The organism is Brotaphodocola sp. (assembly GCF_983179755.1).
The window spans coordinates 16,901-29,349 of sequence record NZ_CFAHBC010000032.1; the positions used below are offsets into that span (position 1 = coordinate 16,901).

Annotated in this window: 17 protein-coding genes; all 17 read right to left on the bottom strand. The window is 45.4% G+C overall.

Annotated features, from left to right (window positions below):
• Nucleotides 1–5: 5 nt before the first annotated feature.
• A complete protein-coding gene (locus tag AC4EVX_RS10705; RefSeq protein WP_177978684.1) occupies nucleotides 6–578 on the bottom strand; it encodes a Gp15 family bacteriophage protein in 573 nt (190 codons plus the stop codon).
• Nucleotides 575–1,018 (bottom strand): hypothetical protein, encoded by a 444-nt coding sequence (locus AC4EVX_RS10710; protein WP_177978686.1) that lies wholly within the window; start codon nucleotides 1,016–1,018, stop codon nucleotides 575–577. The genes AC4EVX_RS10705 and AC4EVX_RS10710 overlap by 4 nt, the downstream gene beginning before the upstream one ends.
• A gap of 12 nt (nucleotides 1,019–1,030) precedes the next feature.
• Nucleotides 1,031–1,513 (bottom strand): hypothetical protein, encoded by a 483-nt coding sequence (locus AC4EVX_RS10715; RefSeq protein ID WP_177978688.1) that lies wholly within the window; start codon nucleotides 1,511–1,513, stop codon nucleotides 1,031–1,033.
• Nucleotides 1,473–1,970, bottom strand: a complete 498-nt coding sequence (locus AC4EVX_RS10720) for a hypothetical protein (RefSeq protein WP_177978690.1) — start codon at nucleotides 1,968–1,970, stop codon at nucleotides 1,473–1,475. The genes AC4EVX_RS10715 and AC4EVX_RS10720 overlap by 41 nt, the downstream gene beginning before the upstream one ends.
• Nucleotide 1,971: 1 nt before the next feature.
• Nucleotides 1,972–2,391 (bottom strand): minor capsid protein, encoded by a 420-nt coding sequence (locus tag AC4EVX_RS10725; RefSeq protein WP_177978692.1) that lies wholly within the window; start codon nucleotides 2,389–2,391, stop codon nucleotides 1,972–1,974.
• A gap of 11 nt (nucleotides 2,392–2,402) precedes the next feature.
• Nucleotides 2,403–2,783 carry a DUF6751 family protein gene (locus tag AC4EVX_RS10730; protein WP_490160193.1) on the bottom strand — a complete coding sequence of 127 codons (381 nt, stop codon included), beginning with the start codon at nucleotides 2,781–2,783 and terminating at the stop codon, nucleotides 2,403–2,405.
• Nucleotides 2,783–3,154, bottom strand: coding sequence for a head-tail connector protein (locus AC4EVX_RS10735; RefSeq protein ID WP_490160194.1), 372 nt, complete (start codon nucleotides 3,152–3,154; stop codon nucleotides 2,783–2,785). Before AC4EVX_RS10735 ends, AC4EVX_RS10730 begins: the two co-directional genes overlap by 1 nt.
• Before the next feature lie 18 nt (nucleotides 3,155–3,172).
• A complete protein-coding gene (locus tag AC4EVX_RS10740; RefSeq protein WP_177978696.1) occupies nucleotides 3,173–4,366 on the bottom strand; it encodes a phage major capsid protein in 1,194 nt (397 codons plus the stop codon).
• Nucleotides 4,367–4,377: 11 nt separating this feature from the next.
• Nucleotides 4,378–4,911 carry a phage scaffolding protein gene (locus AC4EVX_RS10745; protein ID WP_177978698.1) on the bottom strand — a complete coding sequence of 178 codons (534 nt, stop codon included), beginning with the start codon at nucleotides 4,909–4,911 and terminating at the stop codon, nucleotides 4,378–4,380.
• A gap of 294 nt (nucleotides 4,912–5,205) precedes the next feature.
• Complete coding sequence (locus AC4EVX_RS10750) at nucleotides 5,206–5,529, bottom strand: DUF4406 domain-containing protein (protein WP_177978700.1); 324 nt, start codon at nucleotides 5,527–5,529, stop codon at nucleotides 5,206–5,208.
• Between the two features lie 3 nt (nucleotides 5,530–5,532).
• Nucleotides 5,533–5,802, bottom strand: coding sequence for a DUF6275 family protein (locus tag AC4EVX_RS10755; RefSeq protein ID WP_177978702.1), 270 nt, complete (start codon nucleotides 5,800–5,802; stop codon nucleotides 5,533–5,535).
• A 66-nt stretch (nucleotides 5,803–5,868) separates the two neighbouring features.
• A complete protein-coding gene (locus tag AC4EVX_RS10760; RefSeq protein WP_177978704.1) occupies nucleotides 5,869–6,135 on the bottom strand; it encodes a hypothetical protein in 267 nt (88 codons plus the stop codon).
• Nucleotides 6,132–7,865: a phage minor capsid protein gene (locus AC4EVX_RS10765; RefSeq protein ID WP_177978706.1), complete on the bottom strand. Its 1,734-nt coding sequence runs from the start codon at nucleotides 7,863–7,865 to the stop codon at nucleotides 6,132–6,134. Before AC4EVX_RS10765 ends, AC4EVX_RS10760 begins: the two co-directional genes overlap by 4 nt.
• A gap of 5 nt (nucleotides 7,866–7,870) precedes the next feature.
• On the bottom strand, nucleotides 7,871–9,247 hold the full coding sequence (locus AC4EVX_RS10770) for a phage portal protein (protein WP_177978709.1): 1,377 nt from the start codon (nucleotides 9,245–9,247) through the stop codon (nucleotides 7,871–7,873).
• A gap of 12 nt (nucleotides 9,248–9,259) precedes the next feature.
• A complete protein-coding gene (locus tag AC4EVX_RS10775) occupies nucleotides 9,260–10,453 on the bottom strand; it encodes a terminase large subunit domain-containing protein (RefSeq protein WP_490160195.1) in 1,194 nt (397 codons plus the stop codon).
• 62 nt (nucleotides 10,454–10,515) lie between these two features.
• Nucleotides 10,516–11,388, bottom strand: a complete 873-nt coding sequence (locus AC4EVX_RS10780) for a terminase small subunit (RefSeq protein ID WP_177978713.1) — start codon at nucleotides 11,386–11,388, stop codon at nucleotides 10,516–10,518.
• Nucleotides 11,389–12,015: 627 nt separating this feature from the next.
• Nucleotides 12,016–12,449, bottom strand: a 434-nt coding sequence (locus AC4EVX_RS10785; RefSeq protein WP_490160196.1) for a hypothetical protein, incomplete at its 5' end; no start/stop codon positions are given.

Sequence of the window (12,449 nt, forward strand, 5' to 3'; positions counted from 1 at the left end):
ACGCTCTATCGCGTCTTTCTCAGCAATCGCTTCCACTCATCAATTTCTTCTTGCTCTTCCTCTGTATATCGTTTCTTCAGATCACAGACCTTCTTGTTATTCCGATAAAATTCCATCTCCCATTTATCCAGCCGTTTTCCCTGAGATTTTTTCTGTCGAATCCCAAGAACAGTGGAAAAGGTTCCCTCCTGAATCTCCATAAAGTACCCGGCAAATGTCCACCAGTGGATATATGGAACTGATCGAGTTTCACAGCTTGCCACTTTATTGATTGCTGGGAACACGATTGCCTCATCCTGTTCCCAGTCCATCAACTTCCTTGGCGGTCTTCTCTCATCCTGTTCGCGACCACAGTCAACGAACCATTTTGCCTGCTCCATCGCTTCCTCTAAGTTTTCTTGAGGAATCTTATCGTATCCATCACGATACAGCCGTCTTAAAAGGATTTCCATCTTTTGCGCTGGTCCCAGTTCCGGATCATTGCAAGCAGAAAAGAAAACCAAAATATTCCGAAAATCTGTCTCGATCGGATACTCCACACCTCCCACCGTCAGACTTTTCGGAAGCTCCCCGATCATTTCACATCACCAAGATACTTCTTCATTCTCTTCTGATTCTTTTCCCGGTATACCTTCATTTCCGGCTCCATCAGTTCGATCAGTTTCCCCAGCACTGTAATGAAAAGGTATTCTCCTCCCGGCATACAAAGCGGAGACTGACCATCAAAAATGATGTCATAGATGTCACTGTTAAACGTGTCATTAAAAGCCTGACGCATCGCTTCAGAAAACTCCGCAACATATGCGCCTTCTCGCTCCATATCGTTCTTCGGTGTTCCATCCAGATTCAACTCAAGCCCCTCTGGGGGCTGATAATTTTCAAATTTCTTGTTCAATGCCAGAAGACGGTTGATAATCTCCGGATCTGCCGGATTGAATCTGATCACACGATTTGGATCTCCATTCACGGTAAAGCTCTTGTATCCATCATCAAAAGACAGATTTCCCATTTTTGCCATATTCTTTTCTCCTTATGCTGTCTGCGTAAAGGTCATGCTATCCAAGCTAAATTTTCCTTTCACGCGGTTGCCGGTGTAATGCACATTGAACGGGATCTGATAACCGGTATGATCACCACCGTAACTAGAAACCTCAATGATTGCGCTCTCCTGATATGCAACATAAGATCCGTCCTCTGGCTCCCAGAGATGTACCTCCACCACCGTGGTGTTAAGATCATCCAGCGTCAGGCGACCATCGATAATCCCCTGAAGGCGCTCAAACAAATGATCTCCCTCAACTGCGTAATACGGCTCCGCACTTGCCTGTGGCTGATAGCTGTCCAGTGTTACGCTTGTCTTTCCCTTGATGTTGTTCTTTGTCTCGATGTTTCCGTTCATCTCCACGTTGAACTCTTCAAGATCATCTCCCAGCCACACATAATCCGTAGAAGACTCGGACGGCAGTGCCGCATCAATCATGTGTGCCATCAGTTGACGTTTTAATTTCTTCATTCGTCTTTACCTCTCTTTCTAATTTGTAGCAAGCATATATCTGAAGCTGATACATAACTCCGCTGTCTATGGTCTCGCCCATCAAACCCATGCTCATTGCATTCGCTGTTTTTGCAGACAGAAACCTTCCTGAGAATCTTTTTTCTCCAACGATTACATCCATTCCATCTTCTTCCGGCAGATTCTCCAACCAGTACGATAATTCCAGCAGAAAATTGCTGTTTGCCAAGCGATTGTAATCCGTAAACGACTGTCCTACTGCATATAGAACAAAATTATGCTGTCGCGTCTGCCTGCCCCGAATATCTTCCTTCAGAAGCGTATCTCCCATGCTTGAAAGTCCATAATTTACAGGCTCCGGCTCCGTGAAGTCAATGTGAATATCTTCGCCGGACAAAAACTCTGAAATCTTGGGATACTCGGTCAATTTATTTCTCACATAATCAATAATTGTCATTTCATCCCATCCTGTTTATTAAATCTCGTGCTGATTGCAGAATATCCTCTTTATGATCGCTCTTCATACGCTCAAGCCACTTCTTTCCGCGCATCGGAGCGCCTGCATAAGTCAGTTCTTTTCCGGTCGGTACTTTGATCTCGTTTTTCTTCGCCCAAGCACTTCCGGTTGTTGGAGACACATAGAGGATGCCTTCATACAGATAGTGAGCATAAGGTCCCGGTGTATCAATCTCTCCCGATCCGATCACCGTAGCCATTACCATCTTGTGTTCCAATTCACCCGCCTGCCGACGTGGCATGTAATCACTCATATACCGCATACACTCACTGTCTATCAGTTTCTGCACTGCTCCGCCTTCCTGAAGACCATGATTCTGCAATATTTCTCCCACAGATTTCCTCTCCATTTCCAGCTTCATCGCAACACCTCCTACTTGCACGACAATTCGTAGTGCTGAACAGATTCACTGCCATACAGACGCTCATCCACAGTGGTCACGGTCAAATAATGGTATTTTTCTTTCATTGCCGTCAGCGACCTTGAAAGCATTTCCTGACTGCTACTGTCAATCTCGTCCTCAATAATTCCTTTCACAACCAGATCTTTTCCCTGAGAAAATGCAATCAGCTCTGTAAGACTTTCCAACGGGATCACCAACAACACAGATACCGCATCCTTCTGCCCGGTCTTCAAAAACGTGCTCTGACGCACGTCCTCCCAGTAAACAGCCTCGATGGGTTTGCGAAGATAACTGACATTCCTTCCTGATTTCCGGTACAGGTACAGTGTTACATCTGCATTCGTGAACATCAATTCACCCCCTGATAGCACAGCCCCGTATGTTCCAGCCACTTCATTACGATCTGCCGTTCCCGCTTCCGAACAGTATCTCTCATTTCCTGCGCAGAGCCATAAGAAACAGAATATGTTCCGTTCTTTTCCGATGTCTTTCCAGAGGAATCCTTTTCGATTTTCTCCCCCTGATACATCGTCTCTGCCAGTTCACAGCAACATAACTGCACCTCTTCCGGGACTTCCTTCGCTTTTGCAAGTCTTCCAAATGTGTAGCTGTCTATCATCTGGCTCGCCTGTCTGGCATAAAAAAGGAAGCCCGCGCTGATGACCGGCTTCCGTCCCAGAAGGTATCTGTTTTTATAAAATTCTTCGTCAGCATAGATCATCAGCACAGCGCCTCCTTATCAGGTGTTCGAGATCAGGGTAATCGCCTTCGCTACCGCAGATGAAACTACCGTTACAGTCTCCGTGATCTGACCATATCCATTCTTTTTGATTCTTGCCGGATATGTACCCGGTCTCAGATTGAATACCGCCACACCGGACGCATTCGTCTTGATTCTGGAACCATTTACATCTACAATCGCACCCTCAACCGGCTTTGCCTCGCTCTGGTTATCCTTTACTGTAAAGGTAACAGCCTGAGTCGTAACCGGAGTTGCCGGTTCCAGATATGCAAACGAGCATCCCACACGATCTTCATCCATTCTGGTTGCCGGATTCGGAAGCGCCCAACCCATACGGAATACAACACGCAGTGCCACCATATCCTGCTGTGCCAGATTGTAAATGATTTCTTTGGTAGCCGGGTCCTGAATAACACCCTGATCCAGAATTTTTACTGTGATATCCTGTCGGATTGAATATACTGCCTGTTTAAAATCGCCCACAACGAGTTGAGCAATGCTGTTATCATACGCACCATTCTGCGGGAAGTACATCGGTGCACCATCCAGCGCATAATTGGTAGACCCCTGCATATCACTCTTAAAGATCGGTGTACCATCTGTTGCCCGAATGCCTCTCAGCTTCGCTCTCATTCTCGTAGAAGCCAGCGCACCGGTTGCCATGTATCCATCTTCCTCTACTTTGGAGATTACACCACCCTCGCCCAGAAGCAGATCATAATAATCCGGTTTTGAACCCGGTGAAACATTATTGCCTGCCTGACGCGCAAGGGTAATAATATCGTTCTGCCATACTCTCGGTCTGTCTACTCCAAAAATAACCGCGGAATCGACTTTCTGACCAATAGCCTCCATGACTCTCGGTGTTACCTCACCAAAAATATCAAACTCCGCATCTGCCAGTACCGCCTCCGAAATCGGCACAATAACTGCCAGCTCTCCTGCATCCAGATAAACATTGTCCCATGCCTGACGGCTGGTCTGCTTCATTCCGGTATCACCATCTACCCAAAAAGCAGTCGGCAGGAAATCCAGCACTCGAATTCTGGTCTGATTGCTGGTCATGTTTGGCAGTTTCTTTGCCAAACTCATAAACACAGACTTCTTCGGCGCGTCCTGAAAAACATTTTCTACAATCTGCTGGCGGATAATCGCCTCGGCATCCGCTCTGCTCACAATATTTGTTGCCATAAAATACCTCCTTATTCTCTACCTAAGAGACTTCTCAGTGCTTCATTTGCTCTTGACTTTGTATCTTCTGTTCTTTCTCCACCCGATCCAGAAGTGTGAGAAACCACTCTGGGAATACTGACATCCTGAAACAGATAAGCGTTATCTTTCTTCACTGATTCCAGCGCCGTCTTAATATCCTCCGCCTGATTCTTGCTGGCTTTCAGCTTCTCTACATCCAGAAACGGCATAACCGCCTTCAGATCTCTCGGCTTAAAAGCGGACGCAGTCTCCTTTAACAGATCATTGAAATCACGATCAGCAATCTGCTTCTGATGCTCTGCGTCTTTGGTCGCCATATCCGCCGTGAGTTTGGCGATCTCTCCTCTCAGCTCCTGAACATTCACACCTTCAAACCCTTTCAGGGTCGCCTGTGCCGTATCCAGCTGAGACTTGTAACTGTCGCGTTCCGACTTCATGGCTTCAATGTCTTTGCCATTCTCACTCATAATGCTGTCGACCTGATCTTTTGTCAGTCCCATGTCTTCCAGAAATTTTCTTTTCATATTGTTTGCTCCTTTCACTACGCTTTTTACGGGGTTGCATCCCATGCGTCGATAGTTTTACGTCATTCCGGACAAAATTTGCATAAAAATAACACGCATCTCTGCGTGCCTATGACTATCCTATAACTATTCTATTGCTAAGCTATGGCTACCGAGGTGCGATTTTCCCGCACTTCGTACAACGCTGTACATAACCGCCGTAGGGACCGGAGACCCTGCTCCAATGCTTCCGGCTATTATGGTGACAGAAATGTTGATGCAACCAAGTCAGTACGTCCATCGCTTCGTCACTCCCTATTCTTCACAGATAATCTCAAGTCCATATGCCACCGCTGCATCATGCTCAATCTTGCAGCCACGCGCCTGCTCCCAACCCTTGCAGAAGTACACTGCGTGGCACAGAGACATATTTTCCAGACTCTTTGCCAAGAAGCAAAGCGGAATCTGAACAACGCCTCTTTTCTCCATGTTTTCATTGCTGTACCACTCGTCTGTGAAGAGCGTGTTCACGATCTCATATCCCCGCGCTTCAAGCGTCTTGATCGCGCGTTCTCTGGTTGCAATAATCTCCTCATCTGTTTTGCCCGCCATCGGCTGTGATAACATTGCTTTTTTCATTGTTTATTCCTCCACATGGCAAGTATTTTTCACCTTGCGATAGATGTCTTCATACAGCTCCTGTTTGTTACCGTTGTAGGTATACTCTGCATAGATCCCGTCACCCGAAACTGTGGTAGAAACAAGGCACTTGTAATTCTGCAAAGTCTTGCAACTCCACACAACAAAGACGTTGCTCAGATCAATTTTCTCATTCTCGTTCTGAGCATTGTACCACTCAACCAGTTTCTTCTTGCACACACTCTGGAAATGCGCCATTCCTGTAATAATCATGTTCTTATTCCTCTCTTTCTGAAAAATGGGTATAAAAATACCACCAGCTTTTAACCGGTGGCATAATTATGATTTATATTCTTTCGGAATTTCAATTTCTACTGCTTCTTCCAAAATTTTTAAATTCTTTTCATCCGGAAGACAAAAAAGATTTACTCCCCCGTCTCCTTTATTTATCGTTATTCCGTGAGAACCGTAGAAAACCCTATGTTCTTTGTTGGTGCCATAAAACAACCATTTATCACCAACATCAAAAGCGCTCTCTAATTCTGTAAACTCATATCTATCTGCCAGAATTTCTATTGCTTTCTTACAAGCCAATTCAAACGTCATTTGCTCACCTCACAAGCTGTAATTCCTCTATCAGATGGTTCAAGTTTATCAATTCTCCAAAAACGCGTTTCTCCTTCTTTTACAATATTGAAAATGGAATCTGAATACTCTGTACCACTCTGCACATCAAGAAAATGGACTTCATTTTCAATCTTTTCACCCACAAATACATGAGCGCCACTTCTTTTCCACTGAACAGCAATCTCCGCTCTTGCTCCTTCTGGCCATTCTTTAAACGCATCCAAAATCTCCTGCAATCCGCTCGCCTTTGTCTGGTGAATATCTGGCTCTTTCCATGCCTCTTCTGGATGATAATTTAAATAATGATTTTTTCCCATGGTTTTTGCCATTACATCATGTTCTCGTTTTCTCATCTCATAGGCAACTACGCAATTGGGACAATTTTCTTTATAAGCAGGATCTCCTGAACGATAGTACGGATTTACACCTTTTAAAGGATCTTTATCCTTTCCGAGCTTTTTCCATGTTTTCGGAATTCCTTGATAACTAATCTTTTCTTGTTGTACTTTTATTATATCAGTCCTCTTTTCATTTTCAATCACTTTCCCTATCTTCAGCCGTTCCCTCTGCTGTCGCAGTCCCATTACTGCCGAAAACTCCGTGTAGGTTTTCTCTGTCAGTCGCTTCCTGCACCGCGCTGCCGTCAGATCTTCTTTATCCGCACCGCCTTTCTGAAGGAGTTCAATGTCCTGTTTTTGCTTTCGGATTATGCGCTCCAACTTTCTTTGGTACTGTAACGCTCCATAGGTATCGTACTCTTTCCCTCGAAAAATCTTTTTCTCATTTTCTTTTCGATTTTGCTCTGCAAGCCACTCATCTGTGTATTTGCGCTTAGAAATGCCGGGAATAAACGGAAAACGAATATGATAGCAGTTGATGCCGGCAAAACCAAGCATCTCTCCCAATCCGCAGACCGTTCGCATCTCTTCAGAAGAATACACCTTGCCCTGCCATGACTGATGATTCATGTACCCGGTTCCGGTATTTCTTGCTCCCATGTGCCAATCCACTTCCCAGTAATCCGTCTGAAGCTCTTCGGCATTCTTCTCGTTGACCTTGTCCGTCATCTGTGCCACGCCGGTCATAACCGCCCTTCGAGCAACCACTTCGATGCGATCCGATTTCCCAGAGGCATAATCAACAACCCGGATACCACTTGATGTCATTTCGTCAATTACATCGCCAATCGCCTGACTATATGTTTTCATTCCGGTTGCGATCGCCATCATTGCCTTGTCCAGACTCCGCTCCAAATATTCCGATAGGGGAGTAAACACTCGTTTTCCCGCCATGTAAATATTAAAGCCCGTTGTCTGAGTGATGTTCTCGTACTTTCGTAAGCTATCCTTTGTCTGGCGACGCACCGCGTCAACGATCTGCTGAAGAAAATGATTGTCCTCGTAACGAACATAGTCCTTGCCAGCATCCTCGTAAATTGCCTTCGTCCGAATGTAGTCTGACTTCACCGCCTGATCATAAATTTCATCCACCTGCATATCTGCATTTTCAAGCGCCTCTTTCATGATCTTTTTGATTCGGCTCTTGCTGGCTCCGATGATGCTGAGTCGATTCAATAGCCAGTCCGTCACCGGTGTGATCTGCGCGACTTCCTTGATTCTTCCTATAATCTCAGACATGACATCATTTTCCAGCGCTGTCATAGTTCGTTCCAAGGGTTTCGGTAACTTCTCAAGCTCTTCTGGGGTCACTCAGATCACTCCTCTACATCAGCAGGTTCCGGAAGATTCTTCTGTGCCTCTTCCAGTGTTTCGCCATACCACTTACTCCGATACTCTGCCAGACTCATCACGCCCATAGCAACATCCGCGCGATCCGTCTGACGCTCTGCCTCAGCATCCACAATAATGCTGTCATCCCAGTCAAACGACACCTGATAATCCGCCGGCGGAATGAGTCCGTACAGCACCGACCAAAAGTTCATGGCATAGACCAGATCCTCGAGCGCTTTCTGCAACGCTTGCTGTGTGTCCGACACAAAGGTGTATGATCTCTGCTTGCTGGTCTTGATCTCCGTTGCTGTCTTGTCCACGTTCTGCGGATCAGACAGCGTACCGTATGCCAAACAACACGCAAACTCAACGAGCTTCAACTGATTGTTAAATCCATTAAACAATGCAGTATCTCGAATCTCCGGGGAAAACACTTCTATGAACGGCTTATCGGTTGCACCAGAGTTATACTCCACATTACGGTACAGCCTGTCTTTTCCTCCCGGATAATCGAACTTGTCCATGTCGCGATTGTACTTCAACAGCGATGTCGCAATATGAATCGCCAACTGAGTGCCATCATACTCCCAACAGATATTGGAATACCTTCGATCTGCTTCCTCGATCAGCTCCGGCGCTCTGGAATACACAGACACGCCCAACGGGCTATCTGTATCATCTGCATTCGCAAGCGGAACACGAAAGTAGCCAAACAGTAACCGATCTGCTCCAGCGAGTACCGCTTCAGGCCCCAACTCCGACCATCGCTCCACTGCTTTCATGCTGATCTCACTGCCAAGGTTGTAATCATTTGTTGCAACAAATGCCCGGTTCGTGATCCGAATGTGCTCGCCCTGCAACTCGTGCACTTCTAAGCGTGTGTAAATCTTCTTGCCCTTCCGAAACTGCTCTACAAACGCGCACTGCTGAATCCGACCAGAATCGTCAAATGCCAGTGGGAAAAAGCTGTCTGCCTGAACGTACTGAATCGTTAAACCGTTTTTTGTTACATAGGGCTTTAAGATCAGACCGCCCTTCGCACAGCCATACTCTACATATCGCCGTAGCCCTGACAGTACTTTTTCCTGATACTGCTTATTCAAATACTCCGCCGATACGCTCCCAGTAATCTCCGACTTCATTTCCAGTGTCACCAGTCGAGCAATCTCAGAGGCGATGGTTGCCGGCAACTGAGCACTCTTCACGATTTTCTGATCCGCCCACGGCGCACGATTTTCATACATTGCTGTCCATAATTCAATCCGCCGTGCCATCTCAGAAGTCATACAGACATCAACTTCCGTGCTTGCGTTCTGGTTTAGAATTTCTGTAATTGCCGTCAGCATTTTTGAAAATTTCATTATCATCACCTCCTACTCATACCGAATGAACCGGCTGATGTCTCTCTCAAACGTGTACTCAAATGCATCCAGTGTATCAATATCACTGGTTCCGTCATCCAGTCGCACATCCTCCACGAGACTCTTTTTCTCATCCCACAGTGCCGTCGTCATTGCATCCTCAAGGCTCTGGCACTGATCTTTTACATAGAAAAAGCGGTGCTGGCTGAGCATCCGCTGTGTAAATCGTATCCGGTCGTTAATTGTTGTCTTGAGTGCATTCTCAATCCTGATCCATCCGAGTCCTGCCTTTCTCACCGCCGTCCTCATTCCGGCGATCAGCGTCTGTTCGGCGTTATCACAGTAAACTACGGTAATAAATCCATATAGATTTATAATTTTCAGGCAGAAATCTACAAACAGATCTCCGAGTTTGTCTGGATCAATACTGCCATTCTTGCTTATGTGGCGCTCGCTGGCGAGTACTGTGATCGTATGATAAGCCCTCGAGTACGCCGTAGCCACGAATGCATGACCTGATCCAGATCCACCGAAATCCACGCCGATATTGATCTGCATAAGGCTTCTCGGATTCTCGTGGATCGCAAATGGGTTGACTCCCCCGCTTGATACCGCGTCACACATGAGCTTGTACACAGATCCTTCCGCTGCCACCCACAGACCGCGAATATATCGATCATACAGAACTGTGCCTCTGTATTCCTTACAAAGCTCATCCACAAATTCCGGACTCAGAAATGGATTATCAAAAATTTCATATTTCTGACAGTAGATATCCGCATCGGAATCCAGAAATTTCTTAAACCAGTGTTGCGGAGCGTCTGGGTTGCATGCCCCATCAAAGCAAGAGTACGGCTTATCCAGACGAGATTTGAGCATGTTGAACACATCCTGATTCCAGTCCGCAACCTCATCGCCATAACAGTACTTCAGAGACGCACCTCGGATCTTTGACACCTGACTGACTTTTTCAGCTCCCAGACAATAAACATCCTCGCCGAACATCGGACAAATGTTCTGAGAATTGATGTCGCCGACAAGGCTTGTTCCCCAAATGCGTTGCAACGGTTCAATAATATTTCGCTGGATCGTGCCCTTCGACACTCCCAAAATCGCCGCCAGTCCTTCCTTGCCGATTCTCGCCCGGATTCTCTTTGGAATCACATAATAATCCATGTAAGTCTTTCCAGATCGTGTAGCTCCCACCTTGACATTCCACCGGTGATTTGCATTTTGGAAAAACTCTTGCTGTTTCTCAGAAAATGGCATTACACAACTCCCTTGATCTCTTTAAGTACTTCATCCAGACGCTCCAGCTCTGTGCTACTGTCAGAACCTTTGAGTTTCTCTGTCTGCGCCTTGATCTGTGCAATACGAGCCTTCTGCTCTTCGCTGGCAAGATCCATGTGCTCCGCCAACCAGTCAAGAGCCTTCATCCGGTCGAGTAATTTGATGCTGGCGCCGTCTTTCCCTTGCTTCACCTCAGAGATAAGAGTTCCATCTACCTCGCCAGACTCTCGGAAGCGCACAGTATTCACCTCTTTTATCAGAGGTTCTTTCTTTCCTGTCTCTGGGTTCTTCACCTCAACCGGTCCGAACGCGCCCATCACCTGCACCTTTTCCCTGCCGAATTCGACATAGTCAGTAATGTCAGCGAAGGCGATGTCCATGTACTTCTGGAAGATGTCATGCTCATCCAGAAATTCGCGATTAAGGCGGGATTGTTTTAGAGCTTGAATTTCATTTTGAATCTTAGGGTTTCTTAGGGTGTTAAACCCTTCAACAGCAGCCGTAGAATATGCGCATCCATATGCCTTTCGATACGCTTTGGTCGCATTAAAGCATCGCACATAGTACAAGCAAAAAAGCCTTTGTTTATCAGACAAATCGGGGTTTTGAATTACCGATTCAACCTCTGGTAACATCGCAGATTTACTTTTTATTTTTTCTTTTTTATTTTTTGTTGTACAACTTTCTTTTGATTGTTGTACAACATTCCATTTATCACGGCTCTTCCAAACAGCAACAACTTTCTCATCCTCGTTTAAAAGTGCCGCAATGTCTCTGTTTGTAATAGCTCCGCCGTGTTCCTTGTAAATTTGATAAGCTTTATCGCGATTCGGATTTCTTGCTCTAGGCATGCACCACCACCTCTCATTCGTTTGTTTTTGAACATAAGAAAAGAGCCACGCAGGGTGACTCTCATAATATTTCCATTATTTTACACATTGATTTTATTTTCAAAATGATTTATCATAAATATGATAGTTTAATACTATCCGAGAGATACTATTCACGCAGAGGAGGAAAACAAATGGCAAACTACTTAATGATCTTATCAGTTAATAACTTACGGTAAAAGCCATCGTCTCAAAATACCTTCTTTCTCTCGCCATATTATACTGTCGTTTCAATAATCATGTTTTCTTTCCAGGGCGTTCGCTTAGTTGCGATGTAAGTCCTTTAATAAAAGCAAAGGAGAAAGAAGACGTGAACACATTATTTGAGACGATGGCGAATGTGGATTTCATCTTGTTCCTACTAAGTTTGTTTGGCTTAATTTTCTTTAAGCATGTACATAAACTGTTAGTAGAATGCGATCCAACCACTTTTGGATACGTATGCATGATACTCGCATATTTTGTGCTGAAAACATTCAAGTAAAACAAGAGGCAAAAGGATCGGATTAGCTACCCGATCCTTTTTGTTTTTTATTTTCAGTGTTCTAAGTCACCAGCAATTTACCTTAAACTTCAGACTACATATTATCATGTTTCATCGGGACAAGGGGGGACATTTTCAATTTTCTCAAAATATCTCTGCCTCCGTTTCTTCACATTCTCATCCGTATACTTCTTCTTACGCTTCGGAAACATCCGGTTCATCCGGTCAGCCACTTTCGCGTCACTCAAGCCGTCGATAAAATACAACCGGAACATGATCCTCAATTCTGATTTCTCTATGCTATCTATGTACTCTTCCGCCTGCGTGGTGAGTTCCAGAAGCTCAGCCTCTTTCAGCTCCAGCATTTTTCTATAACGCTCGCGTGCTGTCTGCTTTCTGACATATATCGGATCTGGGATGCCCGTCACTTTGATCGGACCGATCGTCAGATCTTTTCGCGATCCCATCACCGTATCAGCCACGATCGGCGGATGCTCCAGAAACTTATCCAGTTTCATAATTCTCTGTCGTAAATCTT